Origin of the sequence: Dysgonomonas termitidis (assembly GCF_042654545.1) — a bacterium.
GTDB lineage: Bacteria > Bacteroidota > Bacteroidia > Bacteroidales > Dysgonomonadaceae > Dysgonomonas > Dysgonomonas termitidis.
Genome location: NZ_JBHSGN010000043.1, coordinates 15,171 through 39,755, shown reverse-complemented (window position 1 = coordinate 39,755; position 24,585 = coordinate 15,171). Strand labels below are relative to the sequence as shown.

Genomic DNA, 24,585 nt, shown 5'->3' with positions numbered 1-24,585 from the left:
AAAGCACAAAAGTACAAAAAATATTTAGATACATTGTTTAATTTTTGTTTAACAGTAACCATTAAGATTCCTATTCACAAAAATTAAACATCTTGATCGGGATATTTTTATTACTTTCGTATCTGTAAAAATCATGATAGACCAAGGTACAATAGACCGTATAATGGACGCTGCTCAAATCGTTGATGTAGTGTCGCAGTTTGTCACCCTCAAACGAAGGGGGATAAACTATGTGGGCTTATGCCCTTTCCATACAGATAAAACGCCATCGTTTTATGTTTCTCCAGCCAAGAATATTTGCAAATGCTTTGCCTGTGGCGAAGGGGGTACGGCTGTTCACTTCATTATGAAGCATGAACAACTTTCATACTACGAAGCATTAAAGTATCTGGCCAGGAAATATAATATAGAGATACAGGAGCGTGAATTCACCGATGAACAGAAACAGGCATACAATGAGCGGGAAAGCCTCTTTATCCTCAATGATTATGCCCGCGACTATTTCGTCAACACTCTCCACAACCATCTCGAAGGTAAATCCATCGGATTAAGCTACTTCAAAGAGCGTGGTTTCAGGGAAGACATTATCGAGAAATTCCAACTTGGATACAGTCTCGAACAAAGGGATGCCTTTGCGCAGGAGGCATTAAGAAACGGCTATAAAGAAGACTATCTTGTAAAAACGGGACTAGCCATAAAAAGCGAGCATAACAATCAGCTGATAGACCGTTTCCGTGGCCGTGTCATGTTCCCTGTGCACACATTATCGGGAAAAGTAATCGCTTTTGGCGGACGCATCCTCAAGAAAGCGGAGAATACAGGTAAATATGTCAATTCGCCCGAAAGTGAGATATACCATAAAGGAAATGAGCTATACGGCATTTTCTTCGCTAAGCAGGCCATAACTAAGGCCGACTGCTGTTATCTGGTGGAAGGCTATACCGATGTTATTTCCATGCATCAGGCAGGAATTGAAAATGTTGTCGCATCTTCAGGGACAGCATTGACAAACGGGCAAATACGGCTGATTCACCGTTTTACGGACAATGTCACTGTTATTTATGACGGTGACGCCGCGGGAATAAAAGCGGCATTACGGGGAATAGACCTGCTTCTCGAAGACGGCATGAATATCAAAGTAATACTGCTGCCCGACGGGGAAGACCCGGATTCCTTTGCCAAGAAACAAAATGCGGAATCGCTGACTAACTATATCAAAGCCAACGAGGTCGATTTCATGCGTTTCAAGACAAAGCTATTACTCGAAGAAGCCGGAAATGACCCTATCAAGCGGGCCGCCCTTATTTCCGATATAGTAAACAGTATTTCCATTATACCCGACAATATTATACGCACAGTCTATATCAAAGATTGCAGTATCCTGCTGGATGTAGACGAGCGCATCCTGGTACAGGAGGTGACAAAGAAGCGTTTGGCTTATCTCGAAAAAACAGCTCCGCAAAAAATGGAAGACGAAATGCGGGCTGTCAACAATGACTTGTCACAACCGATAATCCACAACAAAACAGGAGTAAAGAAAATACCGATAGACAAATTCGAACTGGCCATACTTTATTACGTAGTCCGCTTCGGAATGGAAATAATACTGGAAGGAGGGGAAACAAACCCTGTTACCGGCGATATGCGGACTACTGTAATAGACTGGGTAAAATTCGACCTTCAGCGCGACGGATTCTGGTTTACCAATCCTCTCTATACGCTGATGCTGGAAGAAGCGATAGGCCGATCGGTAGATGAGACGTTTATTCCTTCCCGCTATTTTCTGGCGCATACCGACGCGCAGATTAGCAAAATAGCTGCGGAACTGGTTAGCGACAGGTATCAGTTAAGCAAACTGCATCTCAAACAATTCGGAGAAAATGTAAAAAAGGAAGATACCCCGCTTGCCGAAGAAAAGCATTTGGGGAAAGATGTCCCGCGCATAGTCACAGAGTTGAAGAATGCATACATAACCGAGAGGATAAAGGAGATAAAGGATGAAATGGCGGTCAAACAAAAAGAAGGGAACTGGGACACGGCCATAGAACTTATGCAGCAGATCAAAGAACTGGAAGAAGTAAAAAAAGCACTGGCAAAGGCTCTGGGAGAACGGATCATCCTGAGATGGTAATTGCCCGGATAATAACACAAGCACTATATCGTTCTATAATAAACAAAAAACGTAAAGAATCCCTATGAAAACATCCTTGAGACTACTGGTTATTTCAATTATAGTGCTGACAAGCGGCAATGCAAACGCGCAGTTCTTTGTGCAAAAACAAAAGTATGTCACCTTTCAGATAAGGGGAGGAATGAATCTCTCCAATGTTTCGGCATGGAAGAACGAATACGGGTTCAAGAGTGGAAAAGTCAGGTTCGGATATAACTTCGGAGGTATTGCCGATATCACTTTAGGCAACGATGTTTATTTACAGACAGGACTTAGCTTCACCACCAAAGGAGCTAAAGTGAACAGGCTGTCTACCGCCATGGGAAATATGGAAGCAAAAATGGAGGCAATGTATATCCAGCTGCCTATCTATTTCACATATAAGTTCAACTTCCCAAACAATACCCATTTCGGCTTTGCCATGGGGCCGTATGTAGCTTACGGAGTAGCAGGGAAGACAACGCTGACCTCGCTCGACGGCACTCCCGAAAGTAACAAAGGTAATACTTTTGCCGGTGACGGGCTATGGAACAGACCCGATGTAGGACTGGGGATAGAATTACAGTCCGAATTATCGAGATTCGTTTTCATTATCGGCTCCGATACGGGCTTTACCCGAATATGGAAAAGAGATATGCTAAATGACAATCTCAAAGTGAGAAACAATAGTGTCTATCTCTCGTTGGGTATAAAGATATAGTAAGTGAAGTTATAAGTAAACGATATACGAGTAGAAAAATACAACTTTCAACTAACTGTTAATTATTTATACTTCAGCCATTTCAGCATTTCCATAAAAGAAACCTTCTTTCCATACATCAGTATTCCGACACGGTATATTTTCGCTGCCAGTTTTACCATCAGGACAGATGTCGCAAACAATAGTACAACAGATAATGCCAGTTCCCACAAAGGTATCTCGAACGGAGCGCGGACCATCATCACCACAGGAGAGGTGAACGGGATCAATGAACACCAGAATGCCATAGCCCCTTCCGGATTGCGGGCGGCCGCGAAGCCTGTATAAAACGCTACCATCAGTATAATCATAACAGGCATGATAAGTTGCTGGGCTTCCTGCGAATCATTCGCTCCCGAACCGAACATGGCAAACAAGGATGCAAACAGAAGATAACCCCCGGTAAAATAAAGGACAAGACATATTGCGACCTGCGTCCAGTTGATGCTGAAAAAGCCATTGAGGAAGGAGGTCATTTCAATATTGCTGCTTTTCATTAAAGCCATTGCCTGCTGTGCGTCCGCGGAGGCGCTCATGTTCATATTGACGCCGAAAACCATCTGGACGGCAATCATCACTCCGCCTCCGATAACAAGCCATACGATCAACTGGAGAAGCCCTACGAGCCCTACCCCTATTATCTTGCCCATCATCAGGTCGAAAGGCCTGACGGAAGAAATAATAACTTCTATAATACGGTTGCTCTTTTCCTCTACCACACTCTGCATCACCATAGAGCCGTACATCATGATAAAGAAAAACATACAGAAGGTGAGCGCCGTTCCGGCAATGGTCGCTATTTCCCCCAGTGTTTCCGTCTCCTTCCCTGTCTCATCCCACCGGATGGTAGATATGCGGATTTTATCTTTAGACTTCAGTATTTGCTGCAAATCGGTCACTACCTTCGGCTCAAGATTACTCTCTGAGGTAAAATCGTCAATTTTTTTATTCCTTACCGCTTCGGTCAGTACATCATTGATATATGCCGTCAATTCGCGGGGAGGCTGTTGTTTTTCCGAGAAGAATGTAACCGCATTGGGATTCTGATTCAAATCCCCGTTTATCTGCAACAGGGCTGTCCCCTTTTCTTTACCGGTCGCAGTAGTGTCAGTAGCAGACACCTGTACAAACTCATAGTTTTTAGACGATTCGAACAAGTTGGAATACAATCCTGTGTTGTCTATTACATAGACCTTCTTTATGTCATCATTATCGCTTACCATCATCAGTATAGTAGGCAATGCAACTACAGCGGCAAAAAGGAAGGGAGTCAATAATGTGGTCAGGATAAAAGCCTTTGTCTTTACCCTGGAAGAGAATTCTCTTGCTATAATCAATTTAAGTGCTTTCATTCGGCTGGTTTTGACAAGGTCGCAGACCTGTTTATTACTTTTGTTGTAAAACGACAATCGCAGGTTAGATTGGATAATATATTGCTAAACTTCATCTATTGCTTACTGCTTGAATAAAAATATCATTCATGGAAGGTAATTCTTCCTCAAAAGAAATAATCTCATATTTCCGGGCAACTTCCTGTAACAGATCGGAGTTGGACGCTTCGTCATTTCGCTGGATGCGTACTTCGACCGAATCCTTATCCGCAGACTGTGACAATACGGTAAAATGAGCGGATTCCATCCCGAAGCTATCGCCTGATACATTCAGCCTGAAAATGTGCTTCCTATACTGCGCACGTATCTCTTTCACATTCCCCTGCAAAACAACCTTCGATTTATTGATCAGGGAAATCTCGTCACAAAGCGCTTCTACCGATTCCATATTATGAGTAGACAGGATAATTGTTTTGCCTTTTGCTTTCAGTTCGAGAAGTTCATTTTTAAGCAACTCCGCGTTTACCGGGTCGAATCCGCTGAAAGGCTCGTCAAGGATATATAAATCAGGCTCGTGTATTACCGTGGCTATGAACTGTATTTTTTGCTGCATCCCTTTCGATAATTCCTCCACTTTTTTGTTTTCCCATGACAGAATATCGAATTTGCGGAGCCAATACTGCGTTTTCTCGTGTGCATCGTCAACAGACAGACCCCTCAGGCGTGCAAGGAAAACAATATGCTCACCCACTTTCATCTTTTTGTACAGGCCTCTTTCTTCGGGGAGGTAACCTATGTTGAAAATATCATCGGCGACAGATTCCCTGCCATTGATAAAAACCTTTCCCTCATCGGGGGCCGTTATTCTGTTTATTATACGGATAAGTGACGATTTGCCGGCGCCATTCGGTCCCAGCAACCCATAGATACAGCCTTTGGGAACCTGCACACTTACCCCGTTAAGAGCGGTGTAGTTTCCGTACTGTTTTACGATATCCTGCGTTTCAAGATACATCATTCTGATCGATATTAATTTTGCATAACTATTTATATAGTTAGTCGGTGAATATTCTATAAAATCACAAAAGAATAAAAAAATAAGGAGATATGCGAATGTATGAACGTCAATTTAGAGCAAATGAAAATTGGCAACGTTTCAGTCAACAGTCAACAGTATTTCACGCAGAGACGCTAAGACGCAAAAGGTAACACCGAAAGCAATTAAGAATTAAGAATGAAAAATTAAGAACCAACAGTCAGCGGAGCTAATTCTTTTCCTTGCAGATTCTTATATTCTCTTTGTCATGTTGAACGAAGTGAAACATCTCCCAAATCGAAGGAGATCCTTCGTTTCACTCAGAAACAACGTTCGGCAGAGCGAAGCGGAGCCAATGACAGCAGAAAATAACGCCCGCTAACGCGGACTTCCAGTCCGTGTCTTGTTGTAAAAATGTTTGCTACGCAACGCACAGACGGGACGTCTGCGCGAGCGAGGGCTCTCGTATCTTTCTCCAAAAAGGTAACAAAGGTAACAGTATTTACAGTCATCAGTCAACAACTCGTAAGATGTAAAACTTTGCGCCTTTGCGTCTTTGCGTGAAACAAAACAAAACGTCAGCCAACTTGTAACTCGTAACTGCCCGCAGGGCGCAGTAACTTGTAACTATTAACAAAGGTAACAAAAGTAACAGATATATCAGTGAACAGTAAACAGTCATCAGTTAACAACTTGTATCCCGTATCCCGTATCCCGTATCTCGTTTACTTGTATCTTGTATCTCGTATCTCGTATCTTGTTTACTTGTAACTCGTAACTGCCCGCAGGGCGCAGTAACTCGTAACCGCTTTAATCAATACTTCAAAGAACTATCAGCTATCAGCCAACCGCTGACAGCTTACTATATAGATAAACTTTTTTAAAAAGAGTAATTTTCGTGCGTTTGCCCTAATTACTTATCTTTAAAAGCTGTCTCCTCCGGCAAAAAATTGTACTTTTGCAAAACCATCATTTTTCGCATGCATGATATTAGAGCGTTTGTCCATACTCAACTATAAGAATATAGAGCAAGCCGAGCTTACTCTGTCGCCCAAAATAAATTGTTTTCTGGGAAGTAACGGTATGGGAAAAACAAATCTGCTGGATGCGATCTATTACCTGTCGTTCTGTAAAAGCCACAACAACCCCATCGACTCGCAAAACATCCTGCATAAAGCCGAATTCGCTGTTATACAAGGCTGGTACGAGATCGGGGATAAACAGGAAGAATTCTTTTGCAGCCTGCGCAGGAAACAAAAAAAGCAATTCAAGCGGAACAAGAAAGAATACGAACGGCTGTCGGACCATATCGGCTTATTGCCGCTGGTAATGGTTTCGCCATCCGACACGGAACTGATAAACGGAGGAAGCGATGAGCGCCGTAAGTTTATGGATTTATTCCTTTCGCAATTCGATAAAGAATATCTGTACTCGCTTATCCGGTACAACAAGGCTCTGCAACAGAGGAATGCATTATTGAAGGTAGACGCTCCTGTCGACGATACCCTTTTCGACCTGTGGGACGAACAGCTTGCCGGCGAGGGAATGATTATCTACCGGAAAAGGAAGGATTTTATTGATAAATTTATTCCTACATTCCAGAAGTTTTATGATTTTATCTGTTCTTCGAATGAGAAGGTGGAGTTGAAATATGAATCACACTTCGAAAATCCCGATTTTCCGGAATTGCTTAAATCGAGAAGGCAGAGGGACAGGATCTTAGGCTATACCACTGCAGGCATACACAAAGACGATCTGGATATGCAGATGGACGGTTACACCATTAAGCGTGTAGGTTCGCAGGGACAGAATAAAACCTATGTGGTGGCATTGAAACTGGCGCAGTTCGACTTCCTGCACAAAGCCACCGAGACTACCCCTGTATTATTGCTGGATGATATTTTCGACAAGCTCGATTCGTCCCGGGTGGAACAGATCATCAAGCTGGTACTGGACAAGGATTTCGGGCAGATATTCGTAACCGACACCAACCGCGAGCACCTGGATGAGATACTCTCCCGCACAAACAGCAACTATCATCTGTATGAAGTAGAAAAAGGCGAAGTAATCCAAAAGAATATTACGCTATGAGAAAACGGAATACCGAAAGCATAGGGGAAGTCCTGAGGCAGTACTTTGAAGAAAATCCATTCATAAGACGCAAACTGGCTGAAAGCAGGGCTGTTACAGGTTGGCCGCAATTGCTCGGCAGGATGATTAATTCATATACGACAAACATTTACCTGCGAAACGGTGTTCTTTATGTGTCTTTGAGTTCATCCGTTCTCCGTTCCGAACTATTGATGGCAAAAGACAGGCTTATTGCTAAATTGAATGAACATGCGGGTATGCATGTAGTAAATGATATCATATTCAGGTAAATCAAGAGCCTGTTTAAATTTTAGCGAAAATTTCTCTAAAGGCTCTTAAAAAAATCTTAGCTGCTTTTTTATATTCTTTTGAGCGCCTTTTTACTTTTCCCTTTTGATTTAGCCCGCTAAATCCGCAAGGGAAAAATCAAAAATACATCTTAAAATAATTATAAAAAGGTTCAGCTATAAAATTTAAACAGACTCTAAAATGAAAGAAATAAAACCCGAAACGTTTAAAGAAACGCTTCCTATTCAAATCCGCTTTAGTGACATAGATGCTTTAGGGCATATCAACAATAATGTATATTTCAGTTATTTCGACCTCGGCAAGACTACATATTTCGAGACAGTGAAAGGTAAATCCGATATCAGCTGGACAGACGGGCTGATTGTAGTTGCCCATATCGAAGTCGACTTTCTTTCGCCTGTGTATTACAGGGAAGGTATTGTGGTGGACTCGAAAGTTACCAGACTGGGAGATAAAAGCGGGATATTCCTCCAGCAAATAAGAAATGTAAAGAACGGGGAAATCAAATGCCGGTGTAAATCTGTTTTTGTAACATATGATGCCCATACTCAGGCGTCAATTCCGATTCCCGATACATGGCGGAAAATCATATCGGAGCATGAGGGACTGGAAGAAGAGAAAGTGCTGGCAGAATAAAACAACGAGTGCATGTTAACTGGCTGTTGACATGCACTCGTTCTGTTTTCCGGTTTTTTCCCCGCTACCGCCCGCCCGCTTGTCGCATAACGGGCAGGCACAAGACCTGCCCCTACAGAAGCCATAAAGCCTGTTGTCTTTTAACAGTTACAGTTTACAGTACAGGAGGTTGTTTCCTATTCTGTTGAGTTTGATGATTAAAATTTTTTATATAACAGAAACAGTGTAACTTTGACGGGATAAACAGAGGAAATTAAGATATGCAAGGAAATAATATTATAGCGGCTATATCTACTCCGGCCGGTGTAGGAGGTATAGCCATTATCCGTTTATCCGGAGAAGGGTGTATCCGGCTGGCCGGGTCTGTATTCAAGCCGTATGGAAATAAAATGCTTGGAGAGCAAAAGGCAAATACGATTCATTTCGGGTCTATAATGAAAGATGATACAGTATTGGATGAGGTACTGATTAGTCTTTTCAAAGCTCCGCATTCATTTACCGGTGAAGATGTTGTGGAAATATCCTGCCATGGATCTGTTTATATACAGCAAAATATTTTGCAATTGTTGATATCCAAAGGTGCGCGTTTGGCACAGCCGGGAGAATTTACGCAACGGGCGTTCCTGAATGGTAAAATGGACTTATCGCAGGCTGAATCCGTGGCTGACCTGATTGCTTCATCATCGGCCGCTGCGCACAGGCTGGCGATGAACCAGATGCGCGGGGGATTTAGCAATAAATTGATCGAACTTCGTACTGAGCTTCTGAATTTTGCATCCCTGATCGAACTGGAACTCGATTTCTCGGAAGAGGATGTTGAATTTGCGAACAGGGAGCGGTTGAAGGAAGCAGCTTATGATATTGAACTTCATATAAGTAAACTGGCTGAATCTTTCGAGGTGGGAAATGCTGTGAAAAATGGTATTCCTGTTGCTATTATCGGCGAGACGAATGCTGGTAAGTCAACCTTGCTGAATTTGCTGTTGCATGAAGAAAAAGCTATTGTTTCCGATATACATGGAACAACCAGGGATGTGATAGAGGATACGATTAATATACAAGGACTGGCATTCCGTCTGATCGATACTGCCGGAATACGTGATACGACTGACGAGATAGAAAGCCTCGGTATAGAGCGTACATTTAAAAAGATCGAACAAGCTAATATTATCCTGTGGATAACGGATGTAGGAACGACAGATGAGCATATCCGGGATTTGGCTGAAAAAATACTGCCCGCAGTGAAGAATCAGAAGCTGATTCTGGTGTTTAATAAAGTTGATATGATTTCTGCTGAGAGAAAAGAGAATAAAGAGAGGCTGCTAAGGGAAGAAATCCCGGATCGTATCTTCATCTCGGCAAAATATGAACAGGGAACGAATGACCTTGAGAGTTTGCTTGTGAAGGCAGCTGATATACCGGAAATCGGGGAACAGGACGTTATCGTTACCAATATGCGTCATTATGCGGCCTTGGAGAATGCCTTGTCTGCAATAAGGAGAGTAGGGGAGGGCTTGGATTTACATTTGTCCGGAGATTTTCTTTCGCAGGATATCCGGGAATGTATGCATTATCTGGGTGAAATAACAGGACAGATATCTACTGATGATATATTGGGTAATATTTTTAGTAAGTTTTGTATCGGAAAATGATAAGTGATCAATATTAATCAAAAATAATTATCAATCATCACAAAGTCACCATTTTATGGTGGCTTTTCTTTTTCTCTATTCTATCTTTGCGAATCAATAATTATGGTTGTTTTGATGATATTTCTATTATTTCCTTATTCTATGAAGATAATAAGGCGTGAATATTTGGGGATTTACATTTTTATACTGTCAGTAAGATGCTTACACATAAAAATGTCTCTACAGCACAGATATATGCGGATTTGGTTAGTTCGAAGAAACGAGAATCGGCGAATAAGATAAGTTTGAAATAGTAAAACTTATGAATATAGAAGAATTGATAAAAGGTTATATGAAAAAGAAAGTACTATATCCATATACTCTTGAGCGAAAATCAGATGTACTCAGGCTCACGATTAGCCCTAAAAATAGTAATGGATTACTGCTTTTAGGCTGTACCATATTATTTTCAGGACTTTTTCTTTTTCACATAGGTATGCTAATCTTAATCTTTCCCATACTTGATATTACGCTGGAATTCATTCTAATTAATAGTATTGTATCACTTTTAGAGATATTTGTAATTCTTTATTTTTTCTCTTCCTATTGGTGGAAACGAAAAGGGTTAGAGATATTTATACTTCACTCTAATAAGCTAGAATATGTGTTGGTCAATAAGCCTTTTAAAACAAAAAAACATATCTTCGATTTTGAGAAATTGGAAATTGGATATCAATCAGGAGAGGATTTTTATAGTGAAGAAGACATACTACTAGATGTAGAGTTGGACTTAGAGAAAGTTGTAGGTAATTATCCTATTCAGTTCTACATGGACGAAGGGCTACAGATCGTTCACTCAGAGCTAAAAATCCCTATTGAAGTAATCAGAAAAATAAAGGAAGAATACCTTTTAAATCAGAAAAATTTATTGGATCAACAACAAACTGAAATTCAATTAACAAGATAAATTTAAACCAACACCCACATATGAACATTACTATAAAAAACATACGGCTAAAGAGTCAACAGCTATCAGAACAGACATTTGATACACCAAAAGAAGTGGTGTCATGGATGGGAGCTATGCAAGCTCAGGATTTCACTATGGCAAAATGGGCAATCGCCATCAGATCGAAACAATGTGCAGAACAAGATATCGAAGACGCTTTCAACCGGGGAGATTTTCTTCGAACCCATATCATGCGCCCAACCTGGCATTTTGTTTCTGCGGAAGATATCAGGTGGCTTCTGAAATTGACAGGAGAGCGAATTAAAGGTGCATGGAAATATGTAAAAGATTTGAAGGTTGATGAACACGAACTTACAAAATGTTATAACCTGTTAGAAAGGACACTTAGGGACAATAACCATCAGACCAAGGACGAAATTACAAAAATATTCGAGCAAGAAGGATTAGGGGCTACCGAGAGACATATATACCTCTTTACAATGTTGGCAGAAGCGGATGGCATTATATGCAGCGGTGTATTGAAAGAGAAAAAACAAACATATGCACTACTGGACGAAAGAGCTCCCCAAAGCAAAGATATACATAAGGATGAAGCACTGGCAAAGCTAGCTCAAAGATATATGCAGAGTCATTCTCCTGCAAGCTTACAAGATTTTGTCTGGTGGTCGGGGTTGACGATCAAAGATTGCAGACACGCTTTTAGCCTAATTGACAATGAATTGATAAAAGATCACTTCGGTTCGACTGAATTATATATTCACAAAGACTATAATGAATGCGCTTCTTCGAATACAAATGTACTTCACTTCCTTCCTGCATATGATGAGTATCTTATCAGCTACAAGGATAGGACAAATGTTTTAGACTTAGAGCATCATCCGAAAGCTTTTAATAACTATGGTATATTTCAATCAATTATACTCTATAATGGTCATGGTGTAGGTAATTGGAAAAAGGTTAAGAAAGCGAAAGGGATTGACTTTGATATTTCTTTTTGGGATAGTAAGTTAAAAATAAGCAAGGAGTTACTTACTTTAGAAGGGAAGAAATTTCAGGATTATATTAAGAAATGAGGATAGCAATGAATTTCAAAGCTAAATTATCGGAGCGGATTGGTATGGATGATATTCATGAAATACTTTGTTTAACCCAACAAAGTGACAAGCGAAAGCAGGAATTATATGATTTAGTTATTGGAGAAGATGAAAAAATAGGATATCATGTGGCTTGGATCTTTACACATTTTTCTCCGGAAGCTAATAAATGGCTGTATGAAAAACATGATGAGCTTATTAGCGAAGTGATGACGTGTGAGCATGGAGGTAAACGGAGGGTTATCCTCAATCTGCTTTATAAACAGCCCTTATCAGATCCTCCGAGGGTTGATTTCCTGGATTTCTGTCTGGAGCGAATGCTCTCTGTTAAGGAATTACCGGGTGTGCAGTCACTCTGTATGAAAATAGCTTACGAGCTCTGCCGTACTATTCCTGAATTAACGCAGGAATTGAAAACTACTCTTGAAATGATGGAAGGGGAGTTATGCCCGGCTATCAGGTCAGTGCGAAATAATATTCTTAAAGCAATTCCTAAAGGGAAAAGCTTACAAAAATATTAGTATATGAAATATAAGGATCTGGGAAATATATTTGTAATCATCGGTGTAACTTTCTGCGTAATGAGAATTATTTATTGTTTTTCTTTATTTTACTCATTTCTATTACCGTATCTATTCACAATCTCAAAGCATTTAGATAAAATCTGGTTCTTGTATAATGCAATAATACGGTCTAATTCTTTATCTTGCTTTTCCAAATATTCGAAATTATATCTGAGCCTTTCTGTACCTATAGCGTATTGGTTTATTAAAGAGTAAACCTCATTAAAAATATTCAAATCAATGTTTACCTCTATTCCCTTATACTTCAAGTCAGATATGATACCGGTCATAATTAGAACTCCTAAAGAAATAGCAACGTGATTGGATATAATGGCTCTTGCATTTGATACAAGTTTATTTAGCAGATTAATATCTCTTTGGTTCATATTCTTTCAATTTGCTTTAATATTCAATATCGGCTTCACTGTATCAAGAATAACTGCTGTATCCTGAATCGCGTTTATAATCACATCTTTGTCTTTATACGTCATTGGAGCTTCGTCAAGAGTTGATTTGCAGACAGATGTTGAGTAAACTCCCTCCATCTCTTTCTCAAACTCTTCCATATCCAAAGTCTTGAAAGCCTGATTACGAGCTAATATTCGTCCTGCACCATGAGGGGCTGAACAGTTCCAGTCAGCATTGCTTTTCCCTTCGCAGATTAATAATCCGTCACGCATGTTGAACGGAATAATCATTCGTTCGCCTTCATAAGCCCGGATCGCTCCTTTTCGGATGATCCAGTCTTGCGGATCAATAAAGTTATGCATCGAATGTATCATATCAACGGCTTCCACATTTCGTAACCCGACAAAAATAGAATGAGCCATAGCCCGATGATTAAACTCCGCATACGTTTGGGCAATAACCATATCTACCAAATACTCGTACATATCGTTACCTTTCAATAGCAACTCTTTTTTACCGACACCATACCGTTCATTCAATTCAGCCAATTTAATTGGAATATCTGATGTCGGAACTGTATTTTGGGCGATATCTTTAAATTCGTCGTGATACTCTTGTGGTCTGAATTTGGCAGCTACCATTTTCTTCGCATGATAGTTACATACTTTCAGTCCGAAGTTTCGAGAACCGGAATGAATAGTCAGATAATGTGATCCATCGTTTGCTGATTCTCCGATCTCAATAAAATGGTTTCCACCACCAAGTGAACCAACGGAGTTATAGAACATCTTTTCTCCTGTACCTATTTTCTTACATAGTTCGGCGATATATTCCCGATCAATAGTCATTGCAGGTTTATCTTCCGCAAAACGTACATTCCACTGATTAATAAATTGATTCACATTATCAGTAACAGTCTGCATATATCCATCTACCCACCAATAATTAAAGTCCTTACCTTTTCGGATTTCATGTCCCATCGGTACAGCCTTACGGATTTTTTTATCTATTTGTGGAAGTTCAGCAGCATTGAATCGTTTATTTAATTTATAGCTTGTTACAGAACAACCGATATCTACACCGATATAATTAGGGTTTACCATTGTAGTCATTGGCATGGTAAAACCGATAACAATGCCCTTACCCACATGAGTATCGGGCATGATACGTACTTGCACACCTTCGGATATTTCGTGATTCAAGATATTTTGTACTAATTCGATAGCTCCTTCTTCAACTTCATCTAAGAATATTTTGCAATCCTGGTTATACTTTCCTTTTAATTCTATCATAACTTTTTCCTTTTATTACTTTGATGATACAAAGCAAAATAGAAAGTGCGCAGTATTTTTGCGTAATGAAAAATATTTTTGTTATTTTTGAGAATAAATACCCATAAATCTAAATCTTATGAAAAAAACAACTTCTTTTTTTATCTTCTTCCTGATTACATTTGGTCTGCATGCTCAAAATAAACAATCGAAACTTATAGAGCTAGGTAAAGCATACAAAAATTTTATGTTTATGAATAACCCTACGGATGACTATGTGAAAAATCTAAAAGAGAGCAGCTCAGAGGATTTAATGGCTACTACAGATTTCATTATCCAAACCATAATTCCGAAAACAAAAATTATTGATAAAGCTTATTTAACTTTACCTGATGAGCAGACTCTGAAAAACATCTACATTGTTTGCTCTGTCAATTATAATCTCCATGCCAAAGAACCAGTAACGAATGAGCAGATAGTCGATAGTTTATTAAATATTACTATTTCCAGATATGAAATGATTGATAGATATTACAGCATGTTGTTTGCCTCATATGGAAATAAAGTAAAGCCATTTAATATGTCTAAAATTGATTTTCGTTTGAATGAATATAATTTACAAAATGATACAGAGAAGGGTATTCTGTTTTTACGTTGTATGGAGTTTTGTGGTAAACAGATTTGGGGGTTAATAAATATTGCAAAACCGGTGAATACTAAAGGAGCTTATGATAATATAAAGAAATATCCTAAATTCAATGGATTAAAGTACTATCAGCATAATGATTTCAATTTTCCTGATTTTGAAATGGTTATTTATACAAATAGAGGAAAAGAAAGTTATAAAAACTACTTTATAGGTAAATATTATGAGGTCCTCTTGAATCATTTGCTATGTATTAAAAAAGAAGATAAATCGGAAAAAGAATATCATGAACTGTTATTAGGCTCTATTTTGAGAGATAAAGATTATTATAAGTATTCTAAAAACAAAGATATCTTAGAAGGTCTTTTTAAAGAAATAAAAACAGATTGAGTATAATACCATGCCAGTAAACCGTAACGCCTTAATAAGATATAAAACCATAGATACCTGTCTGCGTAATAAATACAGGCAATGGACACTTGAAGACCTGATAGATGCTTGTTCGGATGCTTTGTATGAATATGAAGGAATAGATAAAGGTATCAGTAAACGAACTGTCCAAATGGACATCCAGATGATGCGAAGCGAAAAACTGGGGTATAATGCACCTATTATAGTATATGATAATAAGTACTACAAATATGAAGACGAGGATTACAGCATAACCAATACGCCGTTGTCTGAACAAGACCTAAAAACAATGTCGGAGGCTGTTGAGGTTTTGCGCCAATTCAAAGGGTTCTCTTACTTCTCAGGTATGGGCGATATCGTCAGCCGCTTGGAAGATCATGTAACTTCGGCAAAACAGAAAACTATACCCGTTATAGACTTTGAGAAAAACGAAAGCCTGAAAGGATTGGATTATCTTGATATTATTTATCATGCTATTGTCAACAAGCAAGTACTAAATTTGAAATATCGTTCATTCAAAGCCCGCTCGGCAAATACATTCTTATTCTATCCTTATTTACTAAAAGAATATCGCAACAGATGGTTTGTATTTGGTCGCCGAAAGGGAAATCTAATCAATCTGGCATTAGACAGGATACACAATATAGAAATAGTAGAAAAAGAAAAGTTTGTAGAAAATAATTTATTCGACCCTCAGACTTTTTTTGATGATTTGGTTGGTGTCACCAAAAATGTAGGAATGAAGGCTCAATCTGTCCGTTTCTGGATAAATAAAGAAAATGCACCTTATGTACAGACCAAACCTTTTCATAAAAGTCAGAAAATAGTTGAAGAGCACGAGGACGGTTCCAAAACATTCGAAATTAATGTGGTTATCAATCAGGAATTGCAACGGGAGTTTTTTGGATATGCCGATACTATAAAAATTCTATCTCCACAATCATTAGTTGATTTTATGGGATGGAAATTTAGGTTGGCTAAAGAAAGATACGAAAATGATATATAATCATTCCAAAATTACTAATAAACAGCCATCTCTTATAACCATAAGCTATATTTGCAAAGGTCTTAATGGATATTGAGGTGGAAATTTATCTACAGTATTTTAGTTAAATTACATAACGTTTATTTGGTTATATTTAATAAAATTATAGAATAAATGTAATCAGCAAAAATCGAGTATTAACTTATATTTACATTTGATATGGTCAGTTTATAACATACGAATTATATACTATTTGCACCAAAGGTACACTTTATTAAATTTGTTATTATATTTGTAATTAGAAAATATTGAATAGCATTAGCTATTGTTTTAAGGATTAAGAAAACGACCAAATTTTTGAATCCACCTTAGAAACAATAGATAGTGCCTACGTTTATGACGTGGGTATTACTCTTGTAGGTGGAAAAGGTGCTTGGTCGTACCTCTTAATCGGAAGTGTATTCCCACGTCATTCATTTTACGTGTTTAGAACGATAGTAAAATACTTAATCACCTAAATTTTGACACGTAATTATGAAAAGTAAAACAACCGCAGCTATTTTAGCAATTCTTCTTGGTGGTATTGGAGTTCACAGATTTTATCTGAATCAAACGGGGTTAGGTCTTCTGTATCTCTTGTTTTGTTGGACGTTTATCCCACTTATCGTTTCGTTAGTCGATTTTATATGGCTACTGACTATGGATGAAAACAGGTTTAACCTGAAATTCAACACACTTTACCAGCCAATGCAGCCAAGTAACACAACTATTACCGTTAATAACGGAGCTGTGAATAACCAAACGAATAATTCTGCAAGTGAGGAAATAAAAAGGCTTTACGAAATGAAAGAAAAGGGAATTATTACCCAAGAGGAGTTTGACCTTAAAAAGAAACTATTGTTGTAATATCAATAGAAGTAATTCCTTTCTTCGATAACGATATTAAATAGAAAGTAAGAAACCATTTCTGCAATGGTATGTTCGAGTTCTCATAAATTGTGCCTGTCGTAACTTGAAATTGTTTCTTACAGCAGGCACATTTAAAGTCTTACCATTTTTATATCGGTATATCTTCTGTGAATTTCCAGAATGAGGGCAAACAGTATTACCTTTCCAAAAACGTTGTTCAAGATATTTCCTACAAGCTAATTCATCGGGGAATTGCTTAAAGAAGTAAAAGAGGTTATATTTTTGTATATTTTCAACCGTTATTTATATTAAGTTACAAAAAATAATTGAGATATGCAAATTTATCTTTCATCCTATTGTTTGTCAGTTATTTATAAAACATGAGTTATTTAGATTGGAATTGTATATAATTGCGTAAAATTATTTATAAGCTTCGTTTTGCTCGCTCCGCAATGCCGGGTTGGCATTCATTTCGTCCTGAGATATAGGAAGCACGATCTTACCAAATGTACGATTGATTGTTTTTTCGCGTTTGCTTACAGGTATGCCTTGGAAATCATCATTGAATTCGATTGTTTTATTCTTGCGGATCATATCGAAGAAACGCTGTCCTTCACCAAAAAGTTCCTTACTGCGTTCATCTAAAATCATATCATCTGTAATTGTAGCAGATGTTGCAAGGGCTAATTGTGGAGAACGTTTGCGTATCTCATTCAGATAACCGGCAGCAAGAGTGGCATCGGGTGTTTTGGAATGCAACGCTGCTTCGGCTGCTATAAGGTAAACTTCGGAAAGACGAATAACCTTAATATTAACCGCAGTATAAGTCTCCTTTCCATCACCAGCAAGAGATGTTCCACCTAAATATTTATAACAGGCTCCTTTACGTGTATTTTTAGTATCATACCAATATTCATCATTATCCATGATACCCCAACGCACGTCAGAAGCATCCTGTCCCAATCGGGAAAGGAAGTAATCGCTTGCTAAGAACCAACCTTGAGCACCGCTCTTTTGTGCATAACACATGAGATAGAAGCCTAAAGAAGACGTTCCTAAATCAGATTCGGTGTCAATACCTATTTCGAAAATGGATTCAGAACCAAACTGCCCATTCCATGATGCGACCCAAGTAGAAGGTTGATAAAGTTTATAACTACTGTTTTTTATAATTTCTTCGGCAGCGGCAAGTGCTCCGTCATAGTCTTCCATATAGAGTTTAACTCGGGCTTGCAAGGCTACATTGGCATAATAACCTATGTATCCGTTCTGTGCAGCTTTATTACTGGCCAGCAATGCCATCCCCTCTTCGAGATCATTCACGATTTGTATATAATTTTCTTCTACGCTTGCACGAACTGGCTGAGCATCGGCCCCAAGTGTCGTTGTTACATTAGGCACTCCATAAGACGACTTATCATAATTATAAGGAAGTCCATAAAGGCGGACTAAATCGAAATAAATGAGTGCGCGTAAGGTTAATGCTTGTCCCTTGTAGAAAGAAAAACCTGTTTTACCCTCCGCTTCGAGTCGTTCTACATTTTCCAACAAATTATTAATTTGCATAATACAATAATATCCTGTTACCCAAAAGCCTGAGTAGTTATTGCTGGTAGGGGTATGATTGAACGAGTAAAGCGCATCAAGACCACGACCGGCTGAATAAATAGTCAAATCGCCACCTTTTGCATCACCATACATGATAAAGTTACGGCCGTAATAGTTAGATGAGCTCATAGATCTCATGATGCCATTGATTACAACTTTGGCATCAGCCGGAGTTGCTATTGCGGTTTCTGCATTCCCGGAATTACTAGGCTCCATATTCAGAAAACTATCACACGATGAAAGTCCGAAAACACAAAGCGCAGCAAAGAAAATTAAATATCTAAATTGTTTCATTGTCAAAGTCCTCCTTCATTAAAATTTCAAATCAATACCAAATACAAACGTTTTCCCAACAGGAGTTTCCCAACCACGGGTACCATATTGGTTTACTTCAGGGTCAGCTTCTTTATATTTGGAGAATGTCAACAAATTGGAAGCATTGAAAAAAACACGGGCATTACTAATCATCACTTTTGTAGTCCATATTTTAGGTAAATTATAGCCTAACGAAAAGGTTTTCAATCGCAAAAAACTCGCATCGTGCATTTGACGAGAGCTATATTGCATAGCATCAGTCAAATCCAAACCCGAAAGCGCAGGCTGTGTACCATCTGTATTAGTCGGGGTCCACATATTTTCATAATAACTCTTTGAGCGAATACGCTCCCAATAATAACCATCATCTGCAACATCTTTGTAAGCTCCGTCGTAAAGCTTACCACCAATTTTGTAGACAAAGTTCAAGCCTAGATCAATGCCTTTATAGGCAAGATTCGTACTAAATCCACCGCTTACTTTCGGTATGGCACTACCAATTACTTTATAATTGGCTTTGGTATAGTCGTAGGTAGCACCTTTTCCATTATATTCAAAATCACCGGTTTTCATATTTTCCGGGTCATTGACATAATAAACACTCTTACCATTAGTCTTGTCTACGCCTGCCCATTCATAACCATAGAACGCCAGCGTAGATTCTCCTTCGCTATAGATAAATTGAGCGCGCGAATCTCCTCCGGTCGGATCATCCCATATAATTTCGGCTCCGTTATAAAGCTTCGTTACTTTAGATTTGATGAATGATGCATTAACTGAAGCACTCCACTTCCAATCTCCACTGCTAATAATATCGCCTGCAAGTTCAATTTCCACTCCTTTGTTATTAATTTCACCAATGTTCTGCAAAGTTGAAGAGAAACCTGTAACTGTAGAAATAGGCACATCTTGCAAAAGATCTTTCGAATCACGGTTGAAATATTCTAATGTGCCACGCAGACGTTGCTTAAACAAACCAAATTCAACGCCGATATTGGAGGTATAGCTCGTCTCCCAAGATAAATTCTTATTCGCTAATGTTGTGATAGAACCTCCGGGATTTCCCAAATATTTATCTGTATAAGTCATCAAGTTAATATAACCGTAATTACTACTTGGCAAAGTACCGTTTACTCCATAAGAAGCCCGAACGCGCAAGTCGCTAATTACCGGATTGTTTTTCAAAAAACTCTCTTCGGATAACTTCCATGCTCCCGCAACTGACCAAAAATTACCCCAACGGGTATCTGGACTTAAGCGCGAAGAGCCATCTCTACGAAACGATGCCGAGGCAAAGTAACGTTGATCGTAATTATAATCGAGCTTCGACAAAACTGATACCATCGCATTACCCCAGTCATAGCCGGCAGAAGAGAGGGTTCCTGCAGTAGATACAGTATGTAGAGTACTTGTAGGAAGCCCCTCGCCTGTAGCGCGAGCAAAATCCGTTTTATTTTTTTCTGCTTCGAAACCAACTAAAGCACCTACCGAATGAACACCGAACACTGTATTATATGCAGCTGTAGTGGATGAGACCATCTTTTCGTAAGTAGTGCGCATTTCGGTAACAGTACCATTGGTGGCTGAACCATTAAAGTGATTAGCACTATAATAAATATGATCTTTTACCGCCGTATTATCATAAGAAAAGATAGAACGGACATCTAAGCCCGGAAACAAATGTAAAGTTACTGTCTCTGATGCAGAAAGCCGGGTATTTATAGATTCATTTTCCCACTCTTTATCGTAGTAAGTTCCGTTTTGAGCATAACTTCCATATCTGGTAGTCCATACATCCCCTGTTTTATAATCGGTAGGCCAATAAAGTCCCCACAACAAGTTACGGGTCTGCATAAAATAGTTTAACCCTGTGCTGCGCGTATCATTATAACCACTTTGCGAAGTTCTCGCAACATTCACATTCGTGCCGAGTTCAAAGAATTTTCCAACCTTTTGAGATAAATTTACACGTCCTGACAAACGATCGAAACTATTTACTTTCAATCGTCCCTCATCTTTGGTATAAGAAAATGAAGTATAGTAATTTGTTGCAGGTGTAGCTCCACTCACGGCTAAATCGTAAGTCTGATAAACAGCTGTGCGGAAATAGGCATCTTCCCAGTCGTAATACTTACCTGCCCTACCGGAATTGTCATAATCGGAAATGGTTACATCTTGATATGCGCCTGTCCCTGTAGTAGTGAATGAGTAACCATGTTTGTTAAACTTTTTATTAAGTTGAGATAATGCATAAGTATTAGCTTCGGCATCGGTCTGAGATTTACCCGCAGTACTATAATCATGAAATACGGTATATAACATATTCACCTGTTCCTGCGTGCTTGCTATTTCATAGTTGTCTGTTGCCCACGAAGGAGTATAACCCATAGACGCTTTTAGGCTGACAACAGGCTTTCCCTCTTTTCCTTTCTTTGTAGTGATGAGAATAACCCCGTTGGCAGCTCGCGAACCGTAAAGCGAAGATGCGGCCGCATCTTTCAATACAGATATTGATTCTATATCTTCGGGATTAAGCGAATTCATGATATTGTTTGTTGAGTATGTATAGCTACTCATTTGCCCAATATTTCCAGACACTACAGGTACTCCGTCTATCACATAAAGAGGTTCGTTACTTGCGTTCATAGAACCGTTACCACGGATGCGGATGCTCGGAGCTGATCCTGCCTGACCAGACGAATTTGTAATTTGAAGACCGGCAACCTTACCGTTCAATGCATTTTCAAAACTGGTATTGGGCAGGTCTTGAATCGCATCGGACTTTACTAGCGAGGCTGAACCTGCATAGCTACTTTTCTTTGCTGTTCCGTATGCTACAACCATTACTTCGTCAAGCATTTCAGAATTAGCGTTCAATACGATTACCAAATTAGATTTTATCGCCACTTCCGCTGTCTTCATTCCAACAAATGAGACTTTAAGAAATTTTGCGGTAGCAGGCACGTCTGAAATGGTGAATTTACCATCAATGTCAGTCAGAACACCTATTGTCGTACCTTGTATCAATACCGATGCTCCTACGATTGGCTCTTTATTATCATCGGTTACCACTCCGGAAACCCTTGATGTTTGAGCAATTAATAACCCTATGCCTACCCAAAGATAGAGCATACTCAAAAACAATCTTTTCTTCATAATAGTTGCTTAAAATTAACTTATACATACATTCTTTAATACTCGGCCGTGTAAAGATATGTATATTGTATCAAAATGAAGTTTATTTTATTATATAAAAGTCTTTTTGTTTGAATAATTTATTTTTAACATCAAACTGATGTTATTTTTTATATAATTAAATAATAAAGATATTTTTATTTTGTAAATCAAGTATATTATTATAAATATGATTCACAGTTAATATCTCTTTCATTTCAAGATAAATAATGATAACGCAGCAGATTTGAAAGAAGGTAAACTACTATATTACAGGCAACTCTTAACCTCACAGGGGATGCAGAATATGTACAAATAGAAATTCCTGTTCCGGCAGGTTGTTCATACGAACCAAAATCTAAAGGGTAGTACGATCCAATAAAATTAGAAAATAATATTATCAAAACTTTCCGACAAATATTTCGTTTTTTCACCAATGTCACGTATATTAGCGTAAGTGATTGGTACAAAAAAGAATGCATACAGAACCTATTTATGAGTTTGTACCGAAAAAATCGATATTTTCTTGATTAATAAATATCTATGCATTCTGTATCGGCTGATTGGGGGATGCGTACAGTTACATCTGCGTGATCCTGAAGATAATTTAATCGAACTTTTTTCGCCATTGGCTCCGGAACAATGTTGTGAAGAGCTGATAGAAGAAAGTAAGAAATACGAGTAATTAAGAATAGCTAAGCAAGAAACTAAAAAGAAATCCGTAATGGCGTCCGAAGTGCAAAAATTAGTCCCATCAGAACATAATGGTAAATGGGGATTTGTAGATAAAATAACTCACGAAGTGGTTGTGCCGTATAGATATGACTATGCTCACTTATTTTCCGTAGGATTAGCATTAGTTCAGTTAAATGGTTGGTGGGGCTACATTGACAAAACAGGGAAAGAAGTTATTCCATGTATATATAATCCGGCATACTCGTTTACCAAAACGGGATTGGCAGCAGTATCTATAGAGGGTAAATGTGGTTTTATAAACCAGACAGGAGAAGTTGTTATACCTCTCATATACGACGATGCCCGCTATTTTACTAAAGAGGGTAAAGCAAAGGTAAAGCTAAATGGCGAAACATTCTTTATAGATATAGACGGAAATAGAATTAAATAAACGAGCAATGATAATTAAACAGATAACAGATAATAAGAAGCAGTTTCTTGATCTATTGCTGTTAGGCGATGAGCAGGAAAGTATGATTGATCGATATCTCGAATCTGGTGATTTATTTGCCTTGTACGATGATGACTTGAAAGCTGTTTGTGTCGTTACTGAGGAGAATAGCACAACCTGCGAACTGAAAAATATTGCAGTATATGAGCAGTTTCAGAGGCGAGGTTATGGAAACACATTGATTAAATATATTTCAAGTTTTTACAAAAGTCAATACAGAACAATGCTTGTAGGTACGGGTGAAGTTCCGTCAATATTATCATTCTATAAACGTTGTGGTTTTGAGTTGTCCCACCGGATAAAAAACTTCTTTACAGATAATTATGATCATATAATGATTGAAGAAGGTGTTCAACTGATTGACATGGTTTATTTGAAAAAGAGTTTAAATTAAATTTACGTCACAAAATGAATGATCTGAAAGAAAAAATAGAAGCCTTACATGATAAGGATACGAAAGAAAACTATGCTAATTTGAAAGAGTTGGAACAACTTTCCGAGGCATCGAATTCTTTATACCGCTATTTTGATGAGTTTATGAATATGATATACAGCGAAAAGTATAGCGTTAGGTTACGCGGCTATATACTTCTATGTAAACAAGCAAAATGGGATGTGGACAGTAAGATTGAAAAAACAATAGATGAACTTTTGGAAAAAGTCGAAGATAAGAAACCCACGGCAGTACGGATGAAATTGAAAGCATTGGAAGATATTGTGCCCTATAAAAAGGAGCTTAACACAAAAATTAAGACGAAAGTCTTAACTATTGAATGTTCAAAATACAAGGACAGCATGGAGGGCTTAATAGCAAAGGACATTGAACATTTGGTAGATATAATTGATAAGACCACATAATACACTATCCTCTATCTGTGGAACAACTGCAAACTATTGTAGAAAGCCGCTTCTGTAATGGGGACCCGGGATTCTCGGTATTTACTGTATCAAATTTGGATATTTCGGGGAAGTACAGATCGTTACTGAATGGAGCTGATGTCAGTAATTAGTCTCTTTTATTATGGCTTACACGACAATAGATATAGGCTAAGAATGCGCACTTACTACCGAAAATAAGAAAAGGGAGCAGGCTCAAACAGAT

21 protein-coding genes and 3 pseudogenes are annotated in these 24,585 nt (G+C 38.5%); 17 read left to right on the top strand and 7 right to left on the bottom strand.

Annotation, left to right across the window (positions count from 1 at the left end):
- Positions 1-133: 133 nt before the first annotated feature.
- Together dnaG and ACFO6W_RS05000 are read left to right on the top strand one after the other, a co-directional pair.
- On the top strand, positions 134-2,131 hold the full coding sequence (gene dnaG / locus ACFO6W_RS05005; protein WP_379994272.1) for a DNA primase: 1,998 nt from the start codon (positions 134-136) through the stop codon (positions 2,129-2,131).
- 64 nt (positions 2,132-2,195) lie between these two features.
- Positions 2,196-2,870 carry a porin family protein gene (locus ACFO6W_RS05000; RefSeq protein WP_379994271.1) on the top strand — a complete coding sequence of 225 codons (675 nt, stop codon included), beginning with the start codon at positions 2,196-2,198 and terminating at the stop codon, positions 2,868-2,870.
- A 62-nt stretch (positions 2,871-2,932) separates the two neighbouring features.
- Here the strand turns inward: ACFO6W_RS05000 and ACFO6W_RS04995 are convergent, their stop codons facing one another.
- A complete protein-coding gene (locus tag ACFO6W_RS04995; protein WP_379994270.1) occupies positions 2,933-4,261 on the bottom strand; it encodes an ABC transporter permease in 1,329 nt (442 codons plus the stop codon).
- Positions 4,262-4,352: 91 nt separating this feature from the next.
- Positions 4,353-5,258 (bottom strand): ABC transporter ATP-binding protein, encoded by a 906-nt coding sequence (locus tag ACFO6W_RS04990; RefSeq protein ID WP_379994269.1) that lies wholly within the window; start codon positions 5,256-5,258, stop codon positions 4,353-4,355.
- Between the two features lie 1,002 nt (positions 5,259-6,260).
- Between ACFO6W_RS04990 and recF the strand changes: the two genes are divergently transcribed.
- The 8 genes and pseudogenes from recF (at position 6,261) to ACFO6W_RS04950 (ending at position 12,528) form a co-directional block, all read left to right on the top strand.
- Positions 6,261-7,367 (top strand): DNA replication/repair protein RecF, encoded by a 1,107-nt coding sequence (gene recF / locus ACFO6W_RS04985; protein WP_379994268.1) that lies wholly within the window; start codon positions 6,261-6,263, stop codon positions 7,365-7,367.
- Positions 7,364-7,657, top strand: coding sequence for a DciA family protein (locus ACFO6W_RS04980; RefSeq protein WP_379994266.1), 294 nt, complete (start codon positions 7,364-7,366; stop codon positions 7,655-7,657). The genes recF and ACFO6W_RS04980 overlap by 4 nt, the downstream gene beginning before the upstream one ends.
- Before the next feature lie 199 nt (positions 7,658-7,856).
- Entirely contained in the window at positions 7,857-8,312 is a 456-nt protein-coding gene (locus ACFO6W_RS04975) for an acyl-CoA thioesterase (RefSeq protein WP_379994265.1), read from the top strand.
- 260 nt (positions 8,313-8,572) lie between these two features.
- Positions 8,573-9,964 carry a tRNA uridine-5-carboxymethylaminomethyl(34) synthesis GTPase MnmE gene (gene mnmE / locus ACFO6W_RS04970; RefSeq protein ID WP_379994264.1) on the top strand — a complete coding sequence of 464 codons (1,392 nt, stop codon included), beginning with the start codon at positions 8,573-8,575 and terminating at the stop codon, positions 9,962-9,964.
- Positions 9,965-10,146: 182 nt separating this feature from the next.
- Positions 10,147-10,257 (top strand): annotated as a pseudogene (locus ACFO6W_RS04965) (site-specific integrase); the annotation flags it as partial.
- An 8-nt stretch (positions 10,258-10,265) separates the two neighbouring features.
- Positions 10,266-10,910, top strand: a complete 645-nt coding sequence (locus tag ACFO6W_RS04960; RefSeq protein WP_379994263.1) for a hypothetical protein — start codon at positions 10,266-10,268, stop codon at positions 10,908-10,910.
- 20 nt (positions 10,911-10,930) lie between these two features.
- Positions 10,931-11,986 carry a winged helix DNA-binding domain-containing protein gene (locus ACFO6W_RS04955; protein WP_379994262.1) on the top strand — a complete coding sequence of 352 codons (1,056 nt, stop codon included), beginning with the start codon at positions 10,931-10,933 and terminating at the stop codon, positions 11,984-11,986.
- Between the two features lie 8 nt (positions 11,987-11,994).
- Positions 11,995-12,528, top strand: coding sequence for a hypothetical protein (locus tag ACFO6W_RS04950; RefSeq protein WP_379994261.1), 534 nt, complete (start codon positions 11,995-11,997; stop codon positions 12,526-12,528).
- 89 nt (positions 12,529-12,617) lie between these two features.
- Here the strand turns inward: ACFO6W_RS04950 and ACFO6W_RS04945 are convergent, their stop codons facing one another.
- Positions 12,618-12,956 (bottom strand): hypothetical protein, encoded by a 339-nt coding sequence (locus ACFO6W_RS04945; protein WP_379994260.1) that lies wholly within the window; start codon positions 12,954-12,956, stop codon positions 12,618-12,620.
- Between the two features lie 6 nt (positions 12,957-12,962).
- Entirely contained in the window at positions 12,963-14,270 is a 1,308-nt protein-coding gene (locus ACFO6W_RS04940) for an RtcB family protein (protein WP_379994259.1), read from the bottom strand.
- A 118-nt stretch (positions 14,271-14,388) separates the two neighbouring features.
- On the opposite strand from ACFO6W_RS04940, the gene ACFO6W_RS04935 reads away from it, so the two are divergent.
- The 3 genes from ACFO6W_RS04935 to ACFO6W_RS04925 all read left to right on the top strand — a co-directional run bounded on the left by ACFO6W_RS04935 (position 14,389) and on the right by ACFO6W_RS04925 (position 17,197).
- Positions 14,389-15,285, top strand: a complete 897-nt coding sequence (locus ACFO6W_RS04935; RefSeq protein WP_379994258.1) for a hypothetical protein — start codon at positions 14,389-14,391, stop codon at positions 15,283-15,285.
- Between the two features lie 10 nt (positions 15,286-15,295).
- Positions 15,296-16,312 carry a helix-turn-helix transcriptional regulator gene (locus ACFO6W_RS04930; protein WP_379994257.1) on the top strand — a complete coding sequence of 339 codons (1,017 nt, stop codon included), beginning with the start codon at positions 15,296-15,298 and terminating at the stop codon, positions 16,310-16,312.
- Positions 16,313-16,825: 513 nt separating this feature from the next.
- Complete coding sequence (locus tag ACFO6W_RS04925) at positions 16,826-17,197, top strand: NINE protein (RefSeq protein ID WP_379994256.1); 372 nt, start codon at positions 16,826-16,828, stop codon at positions 17,195-17,197.
- Here ACFO6W_RS04925 and ACFO6W_RS04920 read toward each other — a convergent pair.
- The 3 genes and pseudogenes from ACFO6W_RS04920 to ACFO6W_RS04910 form a co-directional block, all read right to left on the bottom strand.
- Positions 17,184-17,488: pseudogene (locus ACFO6W_RS04920) on the bottom strand (transposase); the annotation flags it as partial. The gene ACFO6W_RS04925 and the pseudogene ACFO6W_RS04920 sit on opposite strands and share 14 nt — an antisense overlap.
- A gap of 132 nt (positions 17,489-17,620) precedes the next feature.
- Entirely contained in the window at positions 17,621-19,024 is a 1,404-nt protein-coding gene (locus ACFO6W_RS04915; RefSeq protein WP_379994255.1) for a RagB/SusD family nutrient uptake outer membrane protein, read from the bottom strand.
- 96 nt (positions 19,025-19,120) lie between these two features.
- Positions 19,121-22,279 (bottom strand): SusC/RagA family TonB-linked outer membrane protein, encoded by a 3,159-nt coding sequence (locus ACFO6W_RS04910; protein ID WP_379994254.1) that lies wholly within the window; start codon positions 22,277-22,279, stop codon positions 19,121-19,123.
- Positions 22,280-22,858: 579 nt separating this feature from the next.
- Between ACFO6W_RS04910 and ACFO6W_RS04905 the strand changes: the two are divergent.
- The 4 genes and pseudogenes from ACFO6W_RS04905 to ACFO6W_RS04890 all read left to right on the top strand — a co-directional run.
- Positions 22,859-22,982: pseudogene (locus ACFO6W_RS04905) on the top strand (VOC family protein); the annotation flags it as partial.
- Positions 22,983-23,021: 39 nt separating this feature from the next.
- Positions 23,022-23,423: a WG repeat-containing protein gene (locus tag ACFO6W_RS04900; RefSeq protein WP_379994253.1), complete on the top strand. Its 402-nt coding sequence runs from the start codon at positions 23,022-23,024 to the stop codon at positions 23,421-23,423.
- A 7-nt stretch (positions 23,424-23,430) separates the two neighbouring features.
- Complete coding sequence (locus ACFO6W_RS04895) at positions 23,431-23,877, top strand: GNAT family N-acetyltransferase (protein WP_379994252.1); 447 nt, start codon at positions 23,431-23,433, stop codon at positions 23,875-23,877.
- Positions 23,878-23,891: 14 nt separating this feature from the next.
- Positions 23,892-24,341, top strand: a complete 450-nt coding sequence (locus ACFO6W_RS04890; RefSeq protein WP_379994251.1) for a hypothetical protein — start codon at positions 23,892-23,894, stop codon at positions 24,339-24,341.
- Positions 24,342-24,585 lie beyond the last annotated feature (244 nt).